Below are 21,737 nucleotides of genomic sequence, written 5' to 3'. Positions count from 1 at the left end.
CGTTGCAATGGTTTATTGGCACTAGAACACGTCGTATCGAGGAGTGGTTCATGCCGACCCCCAATCTGCCTGCCGGCGGGGGTGGAAGAGCTGGCGGTGGGAGTGCTTGTGCGAGAACGACACACGTATCGGATGGCGCGTCATAGACGGTTCCTTCGCCGCACTCCGCTGCGCTACTGACTGCCGGCGACAGCGAGGTCGCGATTACCAGCGGCCCGAGGACGGCCGGGACAATGAGCATCAAATGATTAGCTGCGCTGCGCATTTCAGATCTCCATGCAGGGCAATCGTAACCTCAGCAGCGTTGCTGTAAAAGGGCCTGTGGCGAGGCTATTTGTCAAACGTCAGATAGTGGTGATGAATCCGCCGTCGATGCGGTAGTCGGATCCGACGATATTTCCCGTGCGGCTGGCGGCCAGGAAGACAACGAGATCAGCTAGCTCTTCAGGTGTGGTGAACCGCCCCGTCGGCGGCTGGTTCTGATGGTTGCTGAAAGCTGCCCGTAATTCTCCTGCGTACTGGCTGCGTACTAGCCACGTCACGCCGGGCGGCAACGTCACAAAGTGCGACAATGTGTAGGTGACGACAACACGGCTAGTAGGGGGGCGGAAAAGGAACAACTAATTTGAAGAGGGCAATATTTGGCGTGTCAGCGGCAGCAGCCATAGCACTGACACCCTTCTGCATTCCGCCAGCACAAGCGCACGCCGACGATCCCTGTGTCAGCATCACCGATCCCGCCGCCCACCATGCTTGCGTCGACAAATCCCTGCGCGAGAATCCCCTGCGCAGATACCAAGGCAATTGCGATGCCACCGCCCTTTATGGACAGATGGGCCAACTTTGTCGGGACTCCTGGGTCCGAAAGTCTGCGCCCCAATGGAGGGTGGGCTGAAGTCAACCCACCGCTGCTAATCAGGCGATTAGGCCCCGGCGGGAGCTCTGGGGCAAGCCTCGTCACGTTTTGCGGCCGGCGGCCATTCTGATGCTCGGCTAGTTTGTGGCGGTGGCGGAGGGATTTGAACCCTCGGACGGTGTTAGCCGTCACACGCTTTCGAGGCGTGCTCCTTAGGCCGCTCGGACACGCCACCGCCGAGCAGCTTACCGAACCGTCGGCCGCTCACCCCAATCGCTGGCGGGCGAAGAAGGCCTCCAGCGGTGCGGCGCATTCTTCCGCGAGTACCCCGCCCCGCACGGCCGGGCGGTGGTTGAGTCGTCGGTCGCGAACCACATCCCACAGCGATCCAACCGCTCCCGTCTTGGGCTCCCAGGCGCCGAAGACCAGCCGCTCGATGCGAGCCAGCACCAGCGCGCCCGCGCACATGGTGCAGGGTTCGACGGTCACCGCCAGCGTGGTGCCCTCCAGCCGCCACCCGTCGCCCAGCACGGCGGCCGCCGCCCGCATCGCCAGGATCTCCGCGTGCGCGGTCGGATCACCAAGGGCCTCACGGGCATTCACCGCCCGGGCGAGTTCGGTTCCGTCGGCGCCGACGACAACCGCGCCAATAGGAACGTCGCGGGGACCCGCCGTCGCGGCAACCGACAGCGCGGTACGGATCAGATCTTCGTCAGCGATCACCGACTGTGGTCACCGACCGAGACGGTCGATCACCGCCGACAGCTCGTCGGCGAAGCCCATCTCCCGGGCGATGCGCCCCAATTGCTCGTCGGCGTAAAGGTCGGACTCATCGAGGATGACACCCAATACCGCGTCGGGCAGGCCGATGTCGGCCAGCAACCCGAGATCGCCCTCCTCGAACGGCTCTACGTCCTCGAGGTCCTCGGGGTCGATGTCGGCGTCGAGATTGTCCAGCACTTCGGCCGCGATGTCGTAGTCCAGCGCGGCGGTGGCGTCCGACAGCAGCAGCCGGGTCCCCGAGGGTGCCGGGCGCACAATGACGAAGAATTCGTCGTCGACGTCGAGAAGCCCAAACACCGCTCCGGCGCTGCGTAGTTCACGCAGCTCCGTCTCTGCCGCCGAGAGACTCGTCAATGACTTCGCGGCCATCGGGTAACAGCGCCATTGGCCCTCCTCGCGCACGACCGCGACGCCGAAGCCGTCCGGCACGTCCGCGGACGGGCCCTGTGCAGAGGCCCGTTGTGCTCCCATGGCCGCATACGCTAGTCGCTGACCAGGCCGCTTGACCAGACAGGCGCACGCGTGCGAGCGAAACCTGAACCACCACGTCGTGCGGAACTGTGCCAACCTTGGACTGTGGCTCGGACGGCAACGAAGACACCGATATGCGTGCTCGGTCTGGGACTGATCGGCGGCTCGATCATGCGGGCCACCGCAAAAGCCGGCCGCGAAGTGTTCGGCTACAACAGGTCAGTGGAAGGCGCGCAGGGAGCCGTCGCCGACGGCTTCGACGCCAGCACCGACCTCACCGAAACACTGACCCGCGCCGCCGACCTCGGCGCGCTGATCGTGCTGGCCGTGCCGATGCCGGCGCTGCCCAGCATGCTGGCCCACGTCAGCGAGTTGGCCCCCGACTGCCCGTTGACCGACGTCACCAGCGTCAAGAGTGCGGTGCTCGACGAGGTCGCGGCGGCCGGTCTGCTGCAGCGCTTCGTCGGCGGTCACCCGATGACGGGCACCGCCGAGTCCGGTTGGCCCGCCGGCCATGCCGGGTTGTTCACCATGGCCCCGTGGGTCGTCAGCGTCGACGACCATGTGGATCCCGAAGTGTGGTCGATGGTCATGACGCTGGCGCTGGACTGCGGCGCGGCGGTGGTGCCGGCGAAGTCCGACGAGCACGACGCCGCCGCAGCCGCCATCTCGCACTTACCGCACCTGCTCGCCGAGGCCCTCGCCATCACCGCCGCCGAGGTGCCGCTGGCGTTTGCCCTGGCCGCAGGGTCTTTCCGCGACGGGACGCGGGTGGCCGCGAGCGCGCCGGACCTGGTGCGTGCGATGTGCGAAGGCAATTCCAGCCAGCTGCTGCCTGCCCTCGACCGGGCGATCGAGCTGCTGAGTCGTGCGCGCGACTCCCTCGACCGCGACATCTCGGTGGCCGAGCTTGTCGAAGCCGGCCACGCGGCGCGAACCCGTTTCGACAGCTTCCCGCGCTCCGACATCTTCACCATCACCATCGGCGCGGACAACTGGCGCGAGGAACTGGCCGCGGCGGGCCGGGCGGGCGGGGTGATCAGATCCGCTCTGCCAACCCTGGATAGTCGACGATGAACCCGTCGGCGTCGACGCTCACGTTGGTGTCGGCGACCGGCGAACGCAGCTTGATCCCGTCGAGACTGCCCGCGCTGGTGTAGCTGACGACCGCCGCGGTGACGGTCATCTCGGGCACGTTCACATAGACCATCGGCAACGCGATCGATTCCGCATGCTCGTGCAGCGCGAGCCGCCGGATCGGCAGGGCGTTGAAGAACGGGCTGAACACCACGTCGACGTCGAGGGCACCGTTATATCCCGCGCGCGACTCGCCTTGATGGTCGGTGACCAACCACATGTTCTCCTCGTCGCGGGCAATGGCCAGCTGCCGTTCCCGCTCGGCCAGGGTCACGGTCAACCCGAACCGCTTGGTGGCGCCCGTCTCGTCGGTCTGCACCTCGTAGAAGGCGCCGAACGCCGGATTTGTCTCGGTGGCCGCGGCCACGATGCGGCCGTGCGCCCTGATTCGCTTGCCGGACACCTGGATTCGCACCGACTCCATCCGGGAGACATCCTGTGCACGCCAGGTCAACATCGCCGTCACGACGCGGGGAGTCGGATCTGTGGGGCCTGCGTTCACCCCCCTACCGTAAAGCGTGTCCACCGACCGCGGCAGGTTTGTCCGTAAGTGCGGCCGCCGTCACGCGGTCGCGCCCGCGGGTGGGCCTGCGCAGCCGCCCGGTGCCGGGCACCGAGACCCACACCGCCGACGCCAGCAGACCGTCGAGGATCAGCGCCAACGCCGCCACCGCCAGCGCGCCGACGAGAGCGAGCTGGAATTCGCGCTGTTTGATCCCGTCGATCAGGTAGCGGCCGAGCCCGCCGAGGCTCGCGTAGGCGGCGACCGTCGCGGTCGCGACCACTTGCAGCGTCGCGCTGCGCAGCCCGCCCAGGATCAGCGGCATCGCATTGGGCATCTCGACGCGCAGCAGCACCTGGGTCTCGGTCATGCCCATCGCGCGGGCGGCGTCGACCACGGTCGGGTCGACACTGGCGATGCCGGCGTAGGTGCCGGCCAGCAGGGCCGGGATGCCCAGCAACATCAGGGCAACCAGCGGCGGGCCCAGGCCCAGCCCGAACACCAGCACCCCCAGCAGCAGCACCCCGAGCGTCGGCAGCGCGCGCAGTCCGTTGACCGCGCCCACCACCAGCAGCGTGCCGCGACCGGTATGCCCGATGATCGCGCCCAGCGGAACGGCGACCAGCGCCGACGCGCCCACCGCGAGGGCCGTGTACTCCAAATGCTCCAAGATGCGCGCCGCAAGCCCTACCGGGCCGGTCCAGTTGGCGGCGGTCAAGAGGTAGGAGAGGGCCTGTTGGAGAAAGTTCATCGCGCACCGCCCGCTATCGGTGCCGGGACCTGGCGACGCCGACGGGCCGGACGCGCGGCGCGCTCCCAGGGGGTGATGAGGCGCCCGGCCAGCACGATCCCTAGGTCGATGACGATCGCCAGCACGAGCAACACGACGATCCCGGCAAGGATTTGATCGCTCTTGTTGGTCTGGTAACCCATGGTGAACCAGGTGCCCAGTCCACCGATGCCGATGACCGAGCCCACCGACACCATCGCGATGTTGGTCACCACCACCACCCGCAAGCCGGCGATCATCACCGGAATGGACAGTGGGAGTTCGACTTTCACCACACGCGTGAGCGCCGGATAGCCGACCGCGGTCGCGGCGTCACGCACTTGGGCCGGCACCGCGTCCAGCGCCTCGAGCACCGCACGCACCAACAGTGCGGTCGTGTAGGCGGTCAGCGCGACGATGATGTTGGCCTCGTCGAGGATTCGGGTTCCGATGATGACCGGCAGCACGACGAACAACGCCAGCGACGGGATGGTGAAGACGACGCTGGCCGTCGCCGTCGTCAGGCGCCGGGCAACAGGGGCGCGCTGCACCAGCACACCGATGGGTACCGAGATCGCCAGACCGATCAGCACCGGGAGCAGCGACAACCGCAGATGCACCATGGTCAGGGCCCGGGCGTCGTCGAGATGGGTGAGCAGGTAGTGCATGTCAGTCCCGTCGCCGGGCTTCCACCGCGGCCAGCACGTCGGCGGCCAAGATGCCGCCGACGACCTTGCCGTCGCGGTCGACGGCGATGCCGACGGCCGACGGGGAGGACAACGCCGCGTCGAGCGCCTGGCTGAGGTTGCCGTCCGGACGGAACTGCGAACCAATCGCGCTGATGCTGTCCGACAACGACGCACCGGCACGGTGACGCTGCCAGCCGGCGGCGTCGATCCAACCCAACGGCGCGCCGTCGTCGTCGACCACCAATCTCCAGCCCTGCGTGATAGGTGCGCCGTTGGCGAGGGCGCTCGCCGAAATGCGCTCGATGTCGTGCAGCGGCAGCCCGGATGCGTCGATGAGCTGCAGCCAGCGATAGCCGCGGCCGAGACCGATGAACCGCGCCACGAAGTCGTTGGCCGGCCGCGAGAGCAGCCGAGCCGGTTCGTCGTACTGCTGCAGGACACCACCGTGTCCGAACACCGCGACGCGGTCGGCGAGCCTGAGCGCCTCGTCGATATCGTGGGTCACGAACACGACGGTTTTGCGCAATTCGCTTTGCAGACGCAGTATTTCGTTTTGCAGCTCATGGCGGACCACCGGGTCGACGGCCGAGAACGGCTCGTCCATCAGCAGGATGGGTGGGTCGGCGGCCAGGGCGCGCGCCACCCCGACGCGTTGTTGTTCGCCGCCGGAAAGTTGTGCCGGATACCGGGTGGCGTGCTTGGCGTCCAGGCCGACGCGTTCGAGCACTTGATAGGCGGCTTTGCGGGCGGCCCGGCGGCCCTGGCCCTTGAGGACCGGCACGGTCGCGACGTTGTCGATCACCCGCTGATGGGGCATCAGGCCCGCATGCTGGATGACGTAACCGATTCCGAGACGCAGCTTCACCGGGTCGACCTTGGACACGTCGACGCCGTCCACCGTGATGGTGCCGGAGGTCGGCTCGACCATCCGGTTGATCATCCGCAGCGCCGTGGTTTTGCCGCTGCCGGAGGAGCCGACGAAGACCGTCAGCTTGCCGTCGGGCACGTCGAGGCTGAGCCGGTCCACCGCGGTGCCGCCGCCACCGAACACCTTGCTCACGTTGTCGAAGCGGATCATCCCTGCCCCAAGGGGTGGTCGAAGCCGTTGTCCCGCACCCAGTTTCGGGCCACCTGGCCCGGATCCCTGCCCGAGTTTCCCGCCACCTCGGCGTTGAGCGCGGCCACCCCGGATGAGGTCAACTTCGCTGAGACGGCGTCGAGAACTTCCTTGAGGCGATCGGACTTCTTCTGCGAATTCACCAGCGGCACAATGTTACCGGCCAGGAAGTTGTGCTCGGGGTCCTCGAGTACCACCAGGTGCTCCTGGGGAATCGCCGGTGAGGTGCTGAAGATGTTGGCGGCATTCACCCTGCCCTCGACCAACGCGCGGACCGTCACGGCACCGCCGCCGTCCTCGATCGCGACGAAATTGCCCGGGCTGATGTTCAGTCCGTACTTCTGCTTCAGGCCGGGCAGCCCGGAGGGGCGGGCCTGGAAGTCCGACGGCGCGCCGAATTTCACGTCCGGCGAATGTGCCGCCAGGTCGGCGATTGTTTTCAGGTGCCAGTCCGAGGCGGTTCCACCCGTGACGGTGACGGTGTCCGTGTCGGAGGCCGGCGAAGGAGTCAGAATCGACAGATCGCCGGGCAGCCGCTTGTAGAGCTCCAATTCGACGGCGTCGAGCATGGTCGCCGTGGACTTGGGCTCGAAGTACTGCAGGAGGTTGCCGATGTACTCCGGAACCAAATCGATGGAGTGGTCCTTCAGCGCCGGGATATAGGTCTCGCGGCTGCCGATGCCCATCCGGCGTCCGACATCAAACCCGTTGGCCTGCAATGCCTGTGCGTAGATTTCAGCGACGATCTGGGATTCCGGGAAGTCGCCGGAGCCCACGACGATGGACTTCATGCTGCGGGTCTCTTCGCCCAGCGGATCCGAATTGCTACACGCCGCAATCAGGCACGCCGTCGCCAGCAACGCCGCCGCGGAGCGTGTGGCGCTGCGCACGCGCAGCATCCTCATACCGGTGACCCTATCGGCAGAAACGACGGGACGCCGCTAGGAATCCTGCGTGGTGTGGTTTCATTCCGGGCGCGATGGGTCAAAGATGACAGTATGAGCAGCCCAACCCCTGACTCGCCCGACCAGCCGCCCCCCAAGCCCTCGCAACCGCCCAAGGGTGGCGCAAAGTCGGCAGAACCCGCCATCGGCTTCACCCGCGCCGGCGCCCTGTGGACCGCATTGATTGCCGGGTTCCTGATCCTGATCCTGTTGCTGATCTTCATAGCCCAGAACACGGCGTCGAGTCAGTTTCAGTTCCTGGGCTGGCACTGGAGCCTGCCGCTCGGTGTTGCGATTCTGCTGGCGGCCGTGGTCGGCGGGCTGATCACCGTGGCCGTCGGCACCGCGCGGATCCTGCAGCTGCGTCGCGCGGCCAAGAAGCATCACGCCGCGGCTTCGCACGAGGCCCGCGCCTAGCCGGGCAGCTTGGCGAGTTCGGCCAGCCCGCGCGAGATCAACGGCGCCACCACCTCGGGTGTGAGTTCGGAATCCGTGCCGCGGGCCTGGTCCGACATGCGCCGGCGGAAGTCGATGCCCGCGGCGATGATGGCGAGCTTGAAGTAGGCCAGGGCCATGTAGAACTCCCAGTGCGCAAGCGATAATCCGGCGACCAGGGAGTACCGGTCGGCGAGCTCGTCGGCCGTGGGCAGCAGCGGCGACGTCCACGCGGCCTGCGCGTTGACGATCAAGTCCAGCGCGGGATCGCGGTACACGCACATCAGCGCCGCGTCGGACAGCGGGTCACCCAGCGTCGAGAGCTCCCAATCCACGACGGCGCGGACCCGCGTCGGGTCGTCCGAGTCCAGGATGGTGTTGTCGATCCGGTAGTCGCCGTGCACGATCGACATGCGGCTCTGCTGCGGAATCGCTTCGTGCAGACCGGAATGCAACCGCTCCACGTCGGCGTCGCGGTGATCGTCGGGCAGCCGCACCAACTGCCACTGCGAGCCCCATCGGCGCACCTGGCGTTCCAGGTAACCAGTGGGCTTGCCGAAATCGCCCAGGCCCACGGCGTTCGGGTCGACGTTGTGCAAGTCGACGAGCACCCGAATCAACGCGTCGACGCACCCGTCGATGACGGTGTGGCTGAACGCTTCCAGTTGCGCGCGGCGGCGGACCACCTGCCCGGCAACGAATTCGACGATCTGGAACGGCGCGCCCAGCACCGAGTCGTCCTCGCATAGCGCGATCGCGCGGGCGACCGGTACCGGCGTGTCCTGTAGCGCCGCAACCACCTTGTACTCGCGGGCCATGTCGTGGGCCGACGGCGTCAACCCGTGCAGGGGTGGGCGCCGCACGAGCCAGTTGGTTTTGTCGTCGTAGACCCGAAACGTCAGATTGGAGCGGCCACCGGAGATGAAGTCCGCCCGCAAGTCGCCGTCGCGATCGATGCCCAGCGAACGCAGATACCGGTCCAGCGCGGGCAGGTCGAGCCCATCGAGTCGGTCAGCCGAAGTCACCGAACTTGTTTACCATCGCTGGTTGCGCGGCAACAGGTCCCACACGTGTTCGACGGCGTTCACCGTCGCCACGGTCGCCTGGCCGGAGCGCGAGTAGAGCAGGCGCGTGACCGACGCGTAGTCCACGGGGAACGACAACAGCCGGGCTGTCCCGAGAATGTGGTGCAGCAGCAGGTTGATCACTCCGCCGTGGCTGAACACGGCGACGGTGTCGTCGGGATCGGCGGCGGCGACGAGATCGTCCACCCCCGCCAGCACCCGCGCCCGAAAGGCGTCTTCGTCGACCGCGCTGGGCAGATGGCCCTGCGCCAGCCGCGCCCACTCCTGAGGGTTTTCCGCGCGGATCTGCTCGACGGGGATGTACACGGGAAGGTCGCGGTCGTATTCGGCGAATCGCTCGTCGACCTCGACGGCCAGCTCCCGGGCCGCCGCGACCGGTTCGGCGGTCTGGATGGCACGGCGCTGCGGGCTGCTGACCACCCGCGAGATGGGAAACCTGGCAAGGGCGTCGGGCAGTCGCGTGACCTGTGCCTTCCCTTCATCGGACAGGTCCGGGTCGGAACCCTGCCCGTGTTCGCTGCGCAGCGGCAACGCGTGCCGGACCAGCAGCACTTGCATGTTTGTTCCCGTCGTCGGATGGTGGGCAGCGCCAGTTTCTCATTGGGCGCGGAAGGCTCGACCTCGAGGAGGACAGATGACCCAGCCGGGCATGGATTGGGACGCCGCATACCGACAAGAAACGCCACCCCCGTGGAGCATCGGCCGGCCACAACCCGAGCTGCAGGCCCTCATCGACCAGGGCAAGATCCACAGCGACGTACTGGACGCCGGTTGCGGCCACGCCGCACTATCGCTGGCACTCGCCGCGCGCGGCTACACGGTTGTCGGCCTGGACGCCAGCGCCACCGCGATCGAGGAGGCGGCCGCGGCTGCGGCCGAACAAGGGCTCACCACAGCGACTTTCGCGCAGGCCGACGTCGCGAGCTTTCGTGACTACCCGCCCGGATCCGAAGGCCGCTTCTCCACCATCTTGGACAGCGGGCTGTTCCACGCGCTGCTGCCCGAGAGGCGCCAGGACTATCTGCGGTCCATCTTTCGGGCCGCGGCGCCGGGGGCGGCGCTCTACATTCTGGCGTTCGTCGCGGGGGCACTAGGACCACTGGGCGACGACGACGCACCCGGCCCGCGCGGCTTCACCCAAACCGAGTTGCACGACGCCGTCTCGACCCTCTGGCGGGTCGATGACATTCGACCCGCGAAGCTCTACGGCAACGCCGATGCCCTCGCGGCTGGCCCGGTACCCGACGTCGAGCGCGACGACGAGGGCCACTTCATGGCGCCGGGGTTTCTGCTCAGCGCCCACAAAGCCGACCGCTGAAACGACCCCTTCCCAATTCCGCGGAGAATGCTATTCTCCCTATGGAGATTGGGGTGTGCAGACTATGACTGCTGCCGGCGAAACACAACTGGACCCGGGTGTTCTCGGACGTTGGCTCGATGCCAACGATGCACCGGGCAGCGGCGAAGAACCAGTGCTGGACCAGCTGAAGGGCGGTTCCCAGAACACGCTGTACCTGATCAAGCGTGGCCCCGAACGCATGGTGCTGCGGATGCCCGGCGCGCGCGCCGATGCCGCCCGCATCGACGGCCTGCTGCGCGAGATCCGGCTGGTACGGGCGCTGTCCGGCACCGACGTGCCGCACGCTGCACTCATCGCCGCCGACGACACCGGCACCGTGCTCGGCATGCCGTTTTACATCATGCGGGCCATCGACGGCTGGAGCCCGATGGACGGCGGATGGCAAGCGCCGTTCGACACCGACCTGGCGGCACGCCGCGGCCTGGCGTTCGAGTTGGTCGAGGGCGCCGCCAAGCTGGGCCGGGTGGACTGGCGCGCCCAGGGGCTCGAAGGGTTCGGCCGCCCGGACGGATTTCACGAGCGACAGGTCGATCGCTGGCTGAAGTTTCTCGACGCCTACAAGGTCCGCGAGCTGCCCGGCCTGGACGAGGCGGCCGACTGGCTGCGCCGCCACCGGCCCGCGCACTACAAGCCGGGCATCATGCACGGCGACTACCAATTCGCCAACGTGATGTTCGCGCACGGGGCGCCGGCACGACTGGCCGCGATCGTGGACTGGGAGATGACCACGGTCGGCGATCCACTGCTGGATCTGGCGTGGGCGTTACTGGGCTACGACGGCGAAAACCCTAGCGACGACGGGTTCTACCTGGACATGAAGGGCATGCCGACCCGCAGCGAACTGCTCGAGCACTACGAGCAGATCAGCGGGCTGTCCACCGAGAACATCGACTACTACCTGGTGCTGGCCAACTGGAAACTGGGCATCGTGCTGGAGAAGACGTACGCCGCCGGGGTGCGTACGGGCAAGGTGGACCCCAAGATCAAAGACACTTTCGGGGCGATGATTCCCCGGCTGATCGCCACCGCGGCCGAGCTGGCGAGGACACGCTGAAATGGGCTACGCCGACAAGCTTTTCGACCTCACCGAGCGCGTGGTGCTCATCACCGGCGGCAGTCGCGGACTGGGCCGCGAAATGGCGTTCGCCGCCGCGCGCTGCGGCGCCGACGTGGTGATCGCCAGCCGCAACATGGACAACTGCGTGAGCACCGCCAAGGAAATCGAGGCCGAAACCGGCCGCTCCGCGATGCCCTACCAGGTGCACGTCGGACGCTGGGAACAGCTCGACGGACTGGTCGAGGCGACCTACGACCGGTTCGGCAAGGTCGACACGTTGATCAACAACGCCGGCATGTCGCCGCTGTACGACAAGCTGACCGACGTCACCGAGAAGCTGTTCGACGCGGTGGTCAACCTAAACCTCAAGGGGCCCTTCCGGTTATCGGCGTTGGTGGGCGAGCGAATGGTGGCCGCCGGCCGCGGATCCATCATCAACGTGAGCACGGCCGGATCGTTACGGCCGACCCCCGACATCATTCCCTACGCCTCGGCCAAGGCTGGACTCAACGCCATGACCGAAGCGTTGGCAAAGGCTTTCGGGCCAGCCGTGCGGGTCAACACGCTGATGGCAGGCCCGTTTCTCACCGACGTGAGCAAGTCGTGGAATCTCGAGCGGGCCGAGGGCAAACCCTTTGGACATCTGTCGTTGCAGCGCGCGGGAGACCCGCGCGAAATCGTCGGCGCCGCGCTGTTTTTGGCGTCCGACGCGTCCAGTTTCACCACCGGTTCGATCCTGCGGGCCGACGGCGGCATCCCCTAGCGGGGCGCCACCATATGAACGAGACAGGAGTATTCGATGGCTTGGGACTTCTCCACCGAACCGGAGTTCGACAAGAAGCTGGACTGGATCCGCGAGTTCGTGCGCGAAGAGGTGGAGCCCCTCGAGGTGCTGTTCCCGGGCTGCGAGTTCCTCCCACTGAACGACGAGCGCCGCCGCGTCGTCGACCCGCTCAAACAGCAGGTCCGCGACAACGGCTTGTGGGCACCGCATTTGGGCCCCGAGCTGGGCGGGCAGGGCTTCGGTGCGGTCAAGCTGACGCTGATCAACGAGATCCTGGGCCGCAGCCCCTGGGCGCCGATCGTGTTCGGCACGCAGGCGCCCGACACCGGCAACGCGGAGATCATCGCCCGCTTCGGCACCCAGGACCAGAAAGACCGCTATCTGGCCGGGCTGCTGTCCGGGGAGATCTTCTCCTGCTTTTCGATGACGGAGCCGCAAGGCGGCGCCGATCCGCGGGTCTTCACCACCCGCGCCGTCCCCGACGGCGACGGCTGGGTCATCACCGGCCGAAAGTACTTCTCCTCCAACGCTTCCGTCGCGTCGTTCTTCATCGTCGTCGCGATTACCAATCCGGACGTGGCCGTCCACCACGGCGCGTCGACGTTCCTGATCCCGGCCGGAACCCCGGGCCTGACCGTGGAAGCCACCCATCACCTGGTCGGGGCGGAGCCGCACGAGCCCGGACATTCCCTGGTGCATTATGACGGCGTCCGCGTGGGTTCGGACGCGCTGCTCGGTGAACCCGGTCAGGGCTTCCTGATCCTGCAGACCCGCTTGGCCGGCGGACGGCTGCACCACGCGATGCGCTCGATCGGAATGGCGCAGCGCGCCGTCGAGATGATGTCGAGGCGGGCGAAAAGCCGGTTCACACAGGGAACCTCGCTGGCCGACAAGCAATTGGTGCAGGAATTCGTTGCCGACTCCTATACCGAGTTGATTCCGTTCCGGCTCACCGTGCTGCACGCCGCGTGGCTGATCGACAACGGCGACGAGCACGCAGCCCGCGCCGAAATCGCCGCCTGCAAGATCCTGGCATCCCAGGTACTGAAATCGATTGCGCTGCGGGCCATTCAAGTGCACGGGGCGCTCGGACTCACCGACCAACTGCCACTGGTCAACGTCCTGCTCGGCGGCATCGCGCTCGGCCTGGCCGACGGGCCGACGGAGGCACACAAGGTCAACCTGGCCCGCATGCTGCTCAAGGGGTACGACGCCGAAGACGGCGAGTGGCCCAGCGAGATGCTGGGCGTTCGGCGAGAGGCCGCCCGCGCCAAATACGGTGAGCTCGTTGACCAATAGCCGAGTCACGGCGGCAGTCGAACGGGCACTCGACGAACGCCAGCGGGAGGCCACCGAGGAGGTGGAGCGCATCCTGGCCGCCGCGGTGCGGGTGATGGAACGGGTCGCGCCCGAGGCGCCGCGTGTCAGCGATATCGTCGCCGAGGCGGGCTCGTCGAACAAGGCGTTCTACCGCTACTTCGCCGGCAAGGACGATCTCATCCTGGCGGTCATGGAGCGGGGCGTGGCGATCGTCGTGTCCTACCTTCAGCATCAGATGGCCAAGGCGTCGAGGCCACAGGACAAGGTAGCGCGCTGGATCGAGGGCACGCTGGCACAGGTCGCCCACCCGGACCTGATCCGGAAAAGCCGCGCCGCGGCAGGTCAGATGGCGACGGGCACCAACTGGCGCACGGTCGACCAGGAGATGATGCTGCCGCTGCGTGACCTGCTGGTCGAACCCGTTGCGGCGCTGGGCAGTAGCGATGTGGACCGCGATGTCGAGGCGGTGTTCTGCTGCACGGCCGCAACCATGCGGCGCTACATGAGTTCGGCGGAGCGGCCCGGGCGCGACGACATCGCACACGTGGTTCGGTTCTGCCTGAAAGGGTTGGGGGTCAAGTGATGCGCGCGGTCGTCTGCCAGGCGTACGGGCCGCCGGAAGACCTGGTGCTCACCGACGTTGACGAGCCGGTCGCGGGTCCCGGCCAGCTGCTGGTGCGGGTGCGTGCCGCCGCGGTCAATTTCCCGGATGTGCTGTTCATCGCCGGCAAATACCAGGTCAAGATTCCGCCGCCGTTCATCCCCGGCAACGAGATCGCCGGCGAGGTGATCGCCGCCGGTGCAGGCGCTGCGTTTAGTCCGGGTCAGCGCGTGTCCGGAACCACTTTTGGAGCGTTCGCCGAACAGGCACTGCTCGACGCGAGCCAGGCCGAACTTGTGCCCGACGACGCCGACTTCGCCTCGGCCGCGGCCTTCGGGGTGACATACCGCACCGCCTATCACGCGTTGCGCTCGACTGCCGCTGTGACAGAGGGCGATTGGGTTGTCGTGCTGGGTGCTGCGGGCGGCGTGGGGTTGGCCGCCGTCGATCTGGCGGTCGCCATGAAAGCCCGGGTGCTGGCCGCGGCGTCGAGTCCGGAAAAGCTCGAGCTGTGCCGTCAGCGTGGTGCAGAGGCGACCGTCGACTATGACCGGGAGGACCTGAAAAGCCGAATCCGTGAGATCACCGGTGACAGCGCCCGGGTGGTCCTGGACCCGGTCGGCGGATCGTATTCCGAGCCGGCACTGCGCGGTCTCGCCCGAGGTGGCACCTTCGTCACGCTGGGTTACGCGGCCGGCACGATCCCTGCCATTCCGCTCAATCTCATTCTGCTCAAAGACATCTGTGTGCGCGGCATGGAGATCCGCACTTTTATGACCGATCATCCCGACGAGGCGATCCGCGACACGCAGGAGTTGACCGAGATGTTCGCCAGCGGGGTCATCCGGCCGTACATCGGCGCGCGCTTCCCGCTGGCCGAAACGGCCGCGGCGCTGCGCTATGTGGCCGAGCGCAAGGTGCTGGGCAAGGTGGTTATCGACGTGGCGTGAGGCGGTGTGCGGCGCACACCGCAGGTGCCGTCGTCGAGATTGCCGTCATGGTCGCGAATTAGGGGCAAAGCACAACCCTCACGGCAATCTCGACAACTCCTCGACCACAGTTGAGTTCGCTACGGCGTGACGATGTTGAAATTCGGGTCCGGTTCGTCGAGCACGCCCAGGAACGCCTGCAGCGCGGTCTGGTCGCCGGATATGTCCAGCCCGGGCGAGGCGAAGTCGCCCATCGCCACCGTCAGCAGACGAAACTTGCTGTCCAGCTTGACCGTAACGTTCGCAGTTGCGGCGTCGGCAGCAACCTTGCGATAGACAAGCACACCGTTGCGCAGCGTGAGCCGGTAGTTCGCGGCCAGATCGGCGAACGAGATATCGATGGCGATGTCGAGGTCCCACGCGCGCGGCCCGTCGACGCGCAGAGCGAAGCCGTCGAAAAGCTGCTCCGGCGTCAGCTGGTTGAGCATCGACATCGAGGCGGCGGTGACGGCGGTACCGAAGTTGCCGTCTCGCAATTCGGTTGCCCCACTCATGAAGAAGTTCCGCCACACCGCGTTTTCCGCGCCGTAGGCGAGCTGCTCCAGCGTATCGGCGTACAGCGCACGGGCCGCCTCGTGGGACCTGTCGGCGAATACGGCGTGATCGAGCAGCGTTGCCGCCCAACGGAAGTCGCCCGAATCAAACGCGGCCCGGGCGAGCTCTACCACCCGGTCCATCCCGCCCATCGCGTCAACGTATCGGGCGCCGAGCGCTTCGGGCGGGTGTGGCCACAGTCTGGCGGGATTGCCGTCGAACCATCCCATGTAGCGCTGGTACACGGCCTTGACGTTGTGGCTGACCGAACCGTAGTACCCGTGGGTGTGCCAGGCGCGCTCCAATGCCGGTGGCATCTGGAACATTTCGGCGATTTCCACACCGGTGTAGCCCCGGTTGAGCAACCGCAGCGTCTGGTCGTGCAGGTACGCATACATGTCGCGTTGCAGTGACAAGAATTCGACGATGTCGTCGCGACCCCAGGTCGGCCAGTGATGGGAGGCGAACACCACGTCGGCGCGGTCGGCAAAGGTGTCGATCGCCTCGGTGAGATAGCCCGACCAGGCGTGCGGGTCACGCACCAGCGCGCCGCGCAGGGTAAGCAGGTTGTGCAGGTTGTGGGTGGCGTTCTCGGCCATACACAACGCGCGGTAACGGGGGAAATAGAAATGCATTTCGGCGGGCGCCTCGGTGCCCGGCGCCATCTGGAACTCGATCTCCACGCCGTCGATGGTGTGCTTCTCACCGGTCTCGCGGATGTCGATGGTCGGGACGATGACCGCGACCTCGCCGGTGGACGGCGCCTGGCCCAGGCCGCACCCCACCTGATCCTGCGGTCCGCGCGGGAGCAGAGTGCCGTACATGTACGTGGCCCGGCGCGTCATGGCGGGACCGGCGTAGACGTTCTCTTTGACCGCGTGCTCGACGAAGCCCTCCGGCGCCAGCACCGCGACGGCACCGGCGTCCACGTCGGCCTGCGAAGTGACACCCAGCACGCCGCCGAAATGGTCGACGTGACTGTGGGTGTAGATCACCGCGACCACCGGGCGGTCCCCGCCGCGGTGGGTGCGATACAGGTCCAGCGCCGCGGCGGCGACCTCGGTGGAGATCAACGGATCGATGACGATGACCCCGCTGTCGCCCTCGACGAAGGTCACGTTCGAGAGGTCCAACCCGCGGACCTGATAGACGCCCGGCACCACCTCGTAGAGGCCCTGTTTGGCGGCCAGCGACGATTGCCGCCACAGGCTGGGGTGCACGGTTGCGGGAGCCGGACCCTCGAGGAACGAATAGGCGTCGTTGTCCCAAACCACGCGGCCGTCGGCCGCTTTGACGACGCACGGCGACAATGCCGCTATAAATCCACGATCGGCATTGTGAAAATCGGTCGTGTCGTCAAATGGCAGGGCGTGCTGGCGATGTGCGGACTCGATGACTGCGGTGGGAGGTTTGTGGTCCACCGGCAATACATTGCCATCCATGCGCCTTCCCCGAAAGAACATGGCGAGACCTGGCGGGTTAACCGAAAAGAAACAATTTCGCCGAACCTCTTCTATGCGGTCCGGCAAACCCGCATAATGCCCAAACGACCCTCGATGCCGAGGGCCGCAACGATCGGGCTAAGGAGAACAGGTGAAGCGTGAACTGACCATCGCGGTTGCCGGGGCGGCAATTCTGGCCGCGGCCATTTCTGGTTGTTCGAGCAACAAATCGAGTTCCGGTGGCGGGGCCACCTCGGGCGGCAATGCGTCGGCTAGCGCCGGCGGCGGGCCCACGGTGACCATCGACGGGAAGAACCAGAACGTGAGTGGTTCCGTCGTGTGCACGACGGCGGGCGGCAACGTCAACATCGCGATCGGTGGGGCCGCGACCGGCATCGGCGCCGTGCTCACCGATGCCAACCCTCCCCAGGTGAAGTCGGTTGGGCTCGGCAACGTCAACGGCGTGACGCTCGCGTACACGTCGGGAACCGGCCAGGGCAATGCCTCGGCGACCAAGGACGGCAGTCACTACAAGATCACCGGGACCGCCACGGGCGTCGACATGGCCAACCCGATGCAACCGGTGAACAAGCCGTTCGAAATCGACGTGAATTGCTCTAGCTAGTCGAAGAGCTGGAGGCGGGCGGTTGCCACCCGTTGAGTGGCAACCGCACCGTGAACTCGGTATGGCCCGGTGAGCTGCTCACCGTGATACTTCCGTTGTGCGCCTTGACAACTGCGGAGACGATGGCCAGGCCCAGCCCGGTGCTGCCGCCCTTGCGGGAGCGCGACGAATCGCCGCGGGCGAACCGCTCGAATACCTCCGACTGCAGCTCGGCCGGAATGCCGGGACCGTTGTCGATCACCTGCAGCACGGACTGCGTCGGCTCGGTGCTCAGTCGCGTCGTCACGACGGTGCCGGCGCCGGTGTGAATGCGGGCGTTGGCAAGCAGATTGGTGACCACCTGATGTAATCGGGCCGCGTCACCGGTGACGACCACGGGCTCCTCGGGCAGGTCGAGCTCCCACTCATGATCGGGTCCGGCGACGTGCGCGTCGCTGACCGCGTCGACCGCGAGGCGCGACAGGTCCACCGGTTCGCGTTCCAGCGGCCGCCCCGAGTCCAGGCGCGCCAGCAACAGCAGGTCCTCGACGAGGCGCGTTATCCGCTCCGTTTCCGATGCCACCCGACTCATCGCGTGCGCCACCGCCTCGCGGTCGTCGCCCATGCGTTGGGTGAGTTCGGTGTAGCCGCGGATCGCGGCGAGCGGTGTGCGCAGCTCGTGACTCGCGTCGGCGACGAATTGCCGCACCCTCGTCTCACTGGCCTGACGGGCCTCCAGCGCGGCCGCGATGTGGTCGAGCATCCGGTTCAGCGCCGAGCCGAGCTGGCCGACCTCCGTGGAGGGGTTTGTGTCGGATTCGGGCACGCGCACCGGCAGCTCGACCTCACCGCGGGCCAACGGGAGATCGGCAACCTTGCGCGCGGTCTGCGCGACGCGGCGCAGCGGCGCCAACGCCCGCCTGATGATGATGATCCCGGCGATCGTGGCCGCGGCCAATGCGATCACGGTGACGATGCCGAAGATGACCAGCATCCGCAGCAACGTGGCGTCGACGTCGGCCATCGACAGGCCGGTGACGATCAGGTCGCCGCCGCGCCGGCTCGGGGCAGCGACGACACGGTAGCGGCCCAGCCCGTCGAGATTCAGGGTCACCGGACTGCGGCTGCCGGCGATCGCCGCCAATTGCGCCTGCGCCTTGTCGGTCAGCGCGGCCCGGTCCCCGCTGCTGGTCGTGTAGCCGGCGTCGACCGTCTTGCCGTCGCTGACCACCGCCGCGACCATGCCCGCCGGCTGGCCGGGCGCATCGAGGAACCGTGGGCCGGGACCCGGCCTGGGGTAGTGGGAGTGCTCGTGGTGCGGACGGTTCATTTCGGGGTACATCAGCGCCGAGCGATAGGAGGTCCCGGCGAGTTGGCTATCGAGCTGCTTCACGAGATGGTGGTTCAGCGCGAGTTCGGTGGCCGCCGTGATGCCGATGCACACCAGGGCGAGCACCACCACCTGCCCGAGCAACAGCCGAAGCCGAAGCGACCAGGCTCGCCGTGTGTTAGCGCGCCGGCTTGAGGACATAGCCCGCGCCACGCAGCGTGTGGATCATCGGTTCGCGACCGTTGTCGATCTTCTTGCGCAGGTAGGAAATGTAGAGCTCGACGATGTTGGAGCGGCCGCCGAAGTCGTAGCTCCACACCCGGTCGAGGATCTGCGCCTTGCTCAGCACCCGTTTGGAGTTGCGCATCATGAACCGCAGCAGCTCAAATTCGGTGGAGGTCAACGAGATTGGTTCGCCGGCGCGCGTCACCTCGTGGCTGTCCTCGTCCAGGACCAAATCCCCGACCACCAGTTGCGCACCGCTGTCCACGGTCGTCACGCCGGTGCGCCGCAGCAGCGCCCGCAGCCGCAGCACCACCTCTTCGATGCTGAACGGTTTGGTGACGTAGTCGTCGCCGCCCGCCGTCAGCCCGGCGATGCGGTCTTCCACGGCATCCTTGGCCGTCAGCAGCAGTACGGGCAGTTGCGGATTGTCTTCACGCAATTTGTGCAGGACGTCGAGCCCACTCATGTCCGGCAGCATCACGTCCAGCACGACCACGTCGGGCCGCTGGGCGCGGGCCGAGGCGATGGCCGACGCGCCGTCGCCGGCGGTGGCGATGTTCCAGCCCTCGTAGCGCAGCGCCATCGACACCATCTCGGCCAGCACGGATTCGTCGTCGACGACAAGCACGTTGATGGGATTGCCGTCCGCGCGGCACATGACGACCCGCTCAACGGAGGCTCGGGGCTGCGTCGACACAACCTCCAGTATCCGCTTGCCACTTGGGCGGCGCTATGCGCTTCCTATGCGTGTCCTGTGAAGCGCGCGCCTGGGGCTGGTGCTAGTACCAGTACCGCCTGCCGGCGACCGGGCGGCCGACGGAGCCCATGATCCACAGAATCGCACCGACCACGAGCAAGATAATTCCCAGCACCCATAACAAATGAATGCCGAAAACAAATCCAAGGATAAGCAGGATTACACCTAAGACGATCATGACAACTTCCTTTGCGTGAGGATTACTTTTACGTCAGTGCTCCCATTGAGCTTGGTTGCGGCACATGGCAATCCTTGACTTTCGGGTTGACACCGCCGTAATTCAACGGCCCCGCAACTACGGTCAATGCGATGTTTCCCGCTGTGACACAACTTGTGTCGCCGCCCTTAAAGTAGTCGCGCTGCCACGCCGCGAATACGCCGATGAGCAGCCACACCAGAACAACAGTGCCGATAATTCCGCTGCCACGCATGGTGACCTCCGTTGTGTTCGAGAAAAGTTTTCTCGTGGCCGGAGGTTTACCCGTTGAACTCGTGTCTAAACCTCAGCGGGGCGCGGTTTCGCGCCGCTCCCAATGGAGTTCGCGCCTAGGAATGGTCCGCGAGCCACGTGTCGGCTCGCTTCTTCGACGCCCGCGACAGCCACGCGTCCTGAATCAACTCGGTCAATTCCGTCTTCGTGATTTCCGCCAGCCGGCAGGCCCGCACCAAGACCGACGGGTGTCCGTCGAAGCGGGCCGTGGTGAAGAACGGCGACCCGGGATCCTGGGTCAGCGCCAGCTTGTCGCTCTCGGACTCCACCCAGAACATGATCACGTCGGCGTAGCGTTCACCGGTTCGCGCATCCGCCGCATCCGGCTGGGGAGTCCGGAAGAACACGAACGACTTTCCGCCCACCTGATAGATGGGGTTACCCTTTGGCCCCTCCAGCCGCTTGACGTGAGGCATGGACGCCGCGATGCGATGCACGTCGCTCAGCCGCGCGGGCCGATCAGCCATGGCGGCGATGCGCGGAGACGTAGAGGGTCGGCGGCATCGCGTCCTCGGCGCCCGGCGGGACGTCGCGGCCGTAGCGGGTCATCAGTTCCTCGAACGTCGCCACCGAGACGTCCCACCCGTGCTCACGCAGCCAGGCGTCGACGGGTGCGCGTTCCTCGGCGTACCAGAGGTCGTCGAAGTCGGTGATCTCGGTGTTGACCAGCTTCGCGGCCGCGGCCCGCATGCGTTGCATGTCCTCACGCTGGCGCCGCACCCGGTCGGCGTCGGTGAAACCCGCGCTGGGCACATTGGAGGCGACCCAGCTGCCCGGCACGCTGAGCGAATGAATCCGCTCGAACAGCAGGTCCTGGGCCTGCGCCGGCAGGTAACGCACCAGCCCCTCGGCCGACCACACGCAGGGCAGCGAGGCGTCAAATCCAGCCTCCTGCAGCGCTTTTGGCCAATCCTGACGCAGGTCGATCGGCACGTTCACGAGCCGGGCCACCGGCTGCGCGCCGTGCTCGCGCAGCGTATTCGATTTGAATTCCAGCACTTTCGGCTGGTCGAGCTCGTAGACGACGGTGCCGTCGGGCCACGGCAGCCGCCAGGCGCGGGCGTCGAGACCGGCCGCCAGGATCACCACCTGCCGCACGCCGGAGCGGGCCGCGTGCAGAAAGAACTCGTCGAAAAACGCTGTCCGCGTGGCCATAAAGTCGATCATCAACCGTAGCCGCGCCCGCATCTCAGGCTCGAGCTCCATCGCCTTGGCCAGCAGCTTGGGGTCCGCGTAGATGCTCCACATGCCCTCCCCCGCGGCATCGACGAACACCCGCGCAAAGGGGTCGCTGATGAGGGGGTTCTCACTCTCGGTTTCCGCCGCGCGGGCCGCGGCGACACCCAGGGCGGTGGCTCCCACGCTTTGGGTGATGTCCCAGGAGTCGTCGTCGGTGCGCGGCATGCCATCTCCCCTTCCAGGCCCGAAAGTCCGTTCGTTCCACACACTAGGCTGC

The 21,737-nt window shown here is 66.6% G+C and carries 26 protein-coding genes and 1 tRNA gene; 9 read left to right on the top strand and 18 right to left on the bottom strand.

The features are described 5' to 3' along the window. Window positions 1-344: 344 nt before the first annotated feature. The 4 genes from A5744_RS18435 to A5744_RS18420 form a co-directional block, all read right to left on the bottom strand. Window positions 345-560, bottom strand: a complete 216-nt coding sequence (locus A5744_RS18435; RefSeq protein WP_240563101.1) for an SDR family oxidoreductase — start codon at window positions 558-560, stop codon at window positions 345-347. Window positions 561-1,001: 441 nt separating this feature from the next. Next, a tRNA-Ser gene (locus A5744_RS18430) sits at window positions 1,002-1,091 on the bottom strand. A gap of 29 nt (window positions 1,092-1,120) precedes the next feature. Next, on the bottom strand, window positions 1,121-1,579 hold the full coding sequence (locus A5744_RS18425; RefSeq protein WP_076063466.1) for a nucleoside deaminase: 459 nt from the start codon (window positions 1,577-1,579) through the stop codon (window positions 1,121-1,123). 9 nt (window positions 1,580-1,588) lie between these two features. Next, entirely contained in the window at window positions 1,589-2,110 is a 522-nt protein-coding gene (locus A5744_RS18420; protein WP_076063464.1) for a tRNA adenosine deaminase-associated protein, read from the bottom strand. A 132-nt stretch (window positions 2,111-2,242) separates the two neighbouring features. Between A5744_RS18420 and A5744_RS18415 the strand changes: the two genes are divergently transcribed. Then, the gene (locus tag A5744_RS18415; RefSeq protein ID WP_240563102.1) at window positions 2,243-3,187 is read left to right on the top strand and encodes a prephenate dehydrogenase; all 945 of its coding nucleotides are present in this window, start codon (window positions 2,243-2,245) and stop codon (window positions 3,185-3,187) included. Here the strand turns inward: A5744_RS18415 and A5744_RS18410 are convergent. The 5 genes from A5744_RS18410 to A5744_RS18390 are packed head-to-tail and all read right to left on the bottom strand — an operon-like array spanning window position 3,150 to window position 7,229. Further along, a complete protein-coding gene (locus A5744_RS18410; protein ID WP_076063461.1) occupies window positions 3,150-3,749 on the bottom strand; it encodes a putative glycolipid-binding domain-containing protein in 600 nt (199 codons plus the stop codon). The two genes, A5744_RS18415 and A5744_RS18410, sit on opposite strands and share 38 nt — an antisense overlap. Before the next feature lie 4 nt (window positions 3,750-3,753). Beyond that, on the bottom strand, window positions 3,754-4,500 hold the full coding sequence (locus A5744_RS18405) for an ABC transporter permease (RefSeq protein WP_076063459.1): 747 nt from the start codon (window positions 4,498-4,500) through the stop codon (window positions 3,754-3,756). Further along, complete coding sequence (locus A5744_RS18400; RefSeq protein WP_076063457.1) at window positions 4,497-5,186, bottom strand: ABC transporter permease; 690 nt, start codon at window positions 5,184-5,186, stop codon at window positions 4,497-4,499. The genes A5744_RS18405 and A5744_RS18400 overlap by 4 nt, the downstream gene beginning before the upstream one ends. A 1-nt stretch (window position 5,187) precedes the next feature. Further along, window positions 5,188-6,285, bottom strand: a complete 1,098-nt coding sequence (locus tag A5744_RS18395) for an ABC transporter ATP-binding protein (RefSeq protein WP_076063455.1) — start codon at window positions 6,283-6,285, stop codon at window positions 5,188-5,190. Further along, the gene (locus tag A5744_RS18390) at window positions 6,282-7,229 is read right to left on the bottom strand and encodes an ABC transporter substrate-binding protein (protein ID WP_076063454.1); all 948 of its coding nucleotides are present in this window, start codon (window positions 7,227-7,229) and stop codon (window positions 6,282-6,284) included. The genes A5744_RS18395 and A5744_RS18390 overlap by 4 nt, the downstream gene beginning before the upstream one ends. A 93-nt stretch (window positions 7,230-7,322) precedes the next feature. Here A5744_RS18390 and A5744_RS18385 point away from each other — a divergent pair, with 93 nt between their 5' ends. Next, entirely contained in the window at window positions 7,323-7,685 is a 363-nt protein-coding gene (locus A5744_RS18385) for a lipopolysaccharide assembly protein LapA domain-containing protein (RefSeq protein WP_076063452.1), read from the top strand. On the opposite strand, the gene A5744_RS18380 is transcribed toward A5744_RS18385, so the two are convergent. Both A5744_RS18380 and A5744_RS18375 read right to left on the bottom strand, forming a co-directional pair. Next, window positions 7,682-8,728: a phosphotransferase family protein gene (locus tag A5744_RS18380; protein ID WP_076063450.1), complete on the bottom strand. Its 1,047-nt coding sequence runs from the start codon at window positions 8,726-8,728 to the stop codon at window positions 7,682-7,684. The genes A5744_RS18385 and A5744_RS18380 overlap by 4 nt on opposite strands. 9 nt (window positions 8,729-8,737) lie before the next feature. Further along, a complete protein-coding gene (locus tag A5744_RS18375) occupies window positions 8,738-9,346 on the bottom strand; it encodes a histidine phosphatase family protein (RefSeq protein ID WP_076063449.1) in 609 nt (202 codons plus the stop codon). 76 nt (window positions 9,347-9,422) lie between these two features. On the opposite strand from A5744_RS18375, the gene A5744_RS18370 reads away from it, so the two are divergent. From A5744_RS18370 to A5744_RS18345, 6 genes are all read left to right on the top strand, one after another. Beyond that, on the top strand, window positions 9,423-10,106 hold the full coding sequence (locus tag A5744_RS18370) for a class I SAM-dependent methyltransferase (protein ID WP_076063447.1): 684 nt from the start codon (window positions 9,423-9,425) through the stop codon (window positions 10,104-10,106). A 64-nt stretch (window positions 10,107-10,170) separates the two neighbouring features. After that, window positions 10,171-11,202: a phosphotransferase family protein gene (locus A5744_RS18365; RefSeq protein ID WP_076063445.1), complete on the top strand. Its 1,032-nt coding sequence runs from the start codon at window positions 10,171-10,173 to the stop codon at window positions 11,200-11,202. Between the two features lies 1 nt (window position 11,203). Next, the gene (locus tag A5744_RS18360) at window positions 11,204-11,968 is read left to right on the top strand and encodes an SDR family oxidoreductase (protein WP_076063443.1); all 765 of its coding nucleotides are present in this window, start codon (window positions 11,204-11,206) and stop codon (window positions 11,966-11,968) included. A 36-nt stretch (window positions 11,969-12,004) separates the two neighbouring features. After that, window positions 12,005-13,288 carry an acyl-CoA dehydrogenase family protein gene (locus tag A5744_RS18355; RefSeq protein WP_076063441.1) on the top strand — a complete coding sequence of 428 codons (1,284 nt, stop codon included), beginning with the start codon at window positions 12,005-12,007 and terminating at the stop codon, window positions 13,286-13,288. Further along, on the top strand, window positions 13,269-13,892 hold the full coding sequence (locus A5744_RS18350; protein WP_076063440.1) for a TetR/AcrR family transcriptional regulator: 624 nt from the start codon (window positions 13,269-13,271) through the stop codon (window positions 13,890-13,892). The genes A5744_RS18355 and A5744_RS18350 overlap by 20 nt, the downstream gene beginning before the upstream one ends. Then, a complete protein-coding gene (locus A5744_RS18345; protein ID WP_076063438.1) occupies window positions 13,892-14,860 on the top strand; it encodes an NADPH:quinone oxidoreductase family protein in 969 nt (322 codons plus the stop codon). Before A5744_RS18350 ends, A5744_RS18345 begins: the two co-directional genes overlap by 1 nt. A 119-nt stretch (window positions 14,861-14,979) precedes the next feature. Here A5744_RS18345 and A5744_RS18340 read toward each other — a convergent pair whose 3' ends face one another. Further along, the gene (locus A5744_RS18340) at window positions 14,980-16,860 is read right to left on the bottom strand and encodes an alkyl sulfatase dimerization domain-containing protein (protein WP_170874530.1); all 1,881 of its coding nucleotides are present in this window, start codon (window positions 16,858-16,860) and stop codon (window positions 14,980-14,982) included. 166 nt (window positions 16,861-17,026) lie between these two features. Here A5744_RS18340 and A5744_RS18335 point away from each other — a divergent pair, with 166 nt between their 5' ends. Continuing rightward, the gene (locus A5744_RS18335) at window positions 17,027-17,500 is read left to right on the top strand and encodes a lipoprotein LpqH (RefSeq protein WP_076063435.1); all 474 of its coding nucleotides are present in this window, start codon (window positions 17,027-17,029) and stop codon (window positions 17,498-17,500) included. Here the strand turns inward: A5744_RS18335 and A5744_RS18330 are convergent. From A5744_RS18330 to A5744_RS18310, 6 genes are all read right to left on the bottom strand, one after another. Next, window positions 17,493-19,010, bottom strand: a complete 1,518-nt coding sequence (locus A5744_RS18330) for a HAMP domain-containing sensor histidine kinase (protein WP_076063432.1) — start codon at window positions 19,008-19,010, stop codon at window positions 17,493-17,495. The genes A5744_RS18335 and A5744_RS18330 overlap by 8 nt on opposite strands. Then, window positions 18,988-19,692 (bottom strand): response regulator transcription factor, encoded by a 705-nt coding sequence (locus tag A5744_RS18325; protein WP_076063430.1) that lies wholly within the window; start codon window positions 19,690-19,692, stop codon window positions 18,988-18,990. The genes A5744_RS18330 and A5744_RS18325 overlap by 23 nt, the downstream gene beginning before the upstream one ends. 121 nt (window positions 19,693-19,813) lie before the next feature. Further along, window positions 19,814-19,969 (bottom strand): DUF6131 family protein, encoded by a 156-nt coding sequence (locus A5744_RS25110; RefSeq protein WP_175879771.1) that lies wholly within the window; start codon window positions 19,967-19,969, stop codon window positions 19,814-19,816. 28 nt (window positions 19,970-19,997) lie between these two features. Continuing rightward, the gene (locus A5744_RS18320) at window positions 19,998-20,222 is read right to left on the bottom strand and encodes a hypothetical protein (RefSeq protein ID WP_076063428.1); all 225 of its coding nucleotides are present in this window, start codon (window positions 20,220-20,222) and stop codon (window positions 19,998-20,000) included. Between the two features lie 115 nt (window positions 20,223-20,337). Further along, complete coding sequence (locus tag A5744_RS18315) at window positions 20,338-20,748, bottom strand: hypothetical protein (RefSeq protein WP_076063426.1); 411 nt, start codon at window positions 20,746-20,748, stop codon at window positions 20,338-20,340. Further along, window positions 20,741-21,685: a class I SAM-dependent methyltransferase gene (locus tag A5744_RS18310; RefSeq protein WP_076063425.1), complete on the bottom strand. Its 945-nt coding sequence runs from the start codon at window positions 21,683-21,685 to the stop codon at window positions 20,741-20,743. The genes A5744_RS18315 and A5744_RS18310 overlap by 8 nt, the downstream gene beginning before the upstream one ends. Between the last annotated feature and the right edge of the window lie 52 nt (window positions 21,686-21,737).

It is taken from the genome of Mycobacterium sp. IS-1264, from assembly GCF_001954195.1.
Classification (GTDB): Bacteria; Actinomycetota; Actinomycetes; order Mycobacteriales; family Mycobacteriaceae; genus Mycobacterium.
The sequence above is the reverse complement of the archived record's forward strand: the minus strand, read 5'-3'. Positions and strand labels throughout refer to the sequence as shown.

Bases quoted from the DNA above. Each gene is read 5' to 3' on its own strand.
- A5744_RS18420 (WP_076063464.1), bottom strand. From the start codon at position 2,110: ATGGGAGCACAACGGGCCTCTGCACAGGGCCCGTCCGCGGACGTGCCG.
- A5744_RS18405 (WP_076063459.1), bottom strand. From the start codon at position 4,500: ATGAACTTTCTCCAACAGGCCCTCTCCTACCTCTTGACCGCCGCCAAC.
- A5744_RS18400 (WP_076063457.1), bottom strand. From the start codon at position 5,186: ATGCACTACCTGCTCACCCATCTCGACGACGCCCGGGCCCTGACCATG.
- A5744_RS18395 (WP_076063455.1), bottom strand. From the start codon at position 6,285: ATGATCCGCTTCGACAACGTGAGCAAGGTGTTCGGTGGCGGCGGCACC.
- A5744_RS18390 (WP_076063454.1), bottom strand. From the start codon at position 7,229: ATGAGGATGCTGCGCGTGCGCAGCGCCACACGCTCCGCGGCGGCGTTG.
- A5744_RS18385 (WP_076063452.1), top strand. From the start codon at position 7,323: ATGAGCAGCCCAACCCCTGACTCGCCCGACCAGCCGCCCCCCAAGCCC.
- A5744_RS18375 (WP_076063449.1), bottom strand. From the start codon at position 9,346: ATGCAAGTGCTGCTGGTCCGGCACGCGTTGCCGCTGCGCAGCGAACAC.
- A5744_RS18370 (WP_076063447.1), top strand. From the start codon at position 9,423: ATGACCCAGCCGGGCATGGATTGGGACGCCGCATACCGACAAGAAACG.
- A5744_RS18365 (WP_076063445.1), top strand. From the start codon at position 10,171: ATGACTGCTGCCGGCGAAACACAACTGGACCCGGGTGTTCTCGGACGT.
- A5744_RS18360 (WP_076063443.1), top strand. From the start codon at position 11,204: ATGGGCTACGCCGACAAGCTTTTCGACCTCACCGAGCGCGTGGTGCTC.
- A5744_RS18355 (WP_076063441.1), top strand. From the start codon at position 12,005: ATGGCTTGGGACTTCTCCACCGAACCGGAGTTCGACAAGAAGCTGGAC.
- A5744_RS18345 (WP_076063438.1), top strand. From the start codon at position 13,892: ATGCGCGCGGTCGTCTGCCAGGCGTACGGGCCGCCGGAAGACCTGGTG.
- A5744_RS18330 (WP_076063432.1), bottom strand. From the start codon at position 19,010: ATGTCCTCAAGCCGGCGCGCTAACACACGGCGAGCCTGGTCGCTTCGG.
- A5744_RS18325 (WP_076063430.1), bottom strand. From the start codon at position 19,692: ATGTGCCGCGCGGACGGCAATCCCATCAACGTGCTTGTCGTCGACGAC.
- A5744_RS25110 (WP_175879771.1), bottom strand. From the start codon at position 19,969: ATGATCGTCTTAGGTGTAATCCTGCTTATCCTTGGATTTGTTTTCGGC.
- A5744_RS18320 (WP_076063428.1), bottom strand. From the start codon at position 20,222: ATGCGTGGCAGCGGAATTATCGGCACTGTTGTTCTGGTGTGGCTGCTC.
- A5744_RS18315 (WP_076063426.1), bottom strand. From the start codon at position 20,748: ATGGCTGATCGGCCCGCGCGGCTGAGCGACGTGCATCGCATCGCGGCG.
- A5744_RS18310 (WP_076063425.1), bottom strand. From the start codon at position 21,685: ATGCCGCGCACCGACGACGACTCCTGGGACATCACCCAAAGCGTGGGA.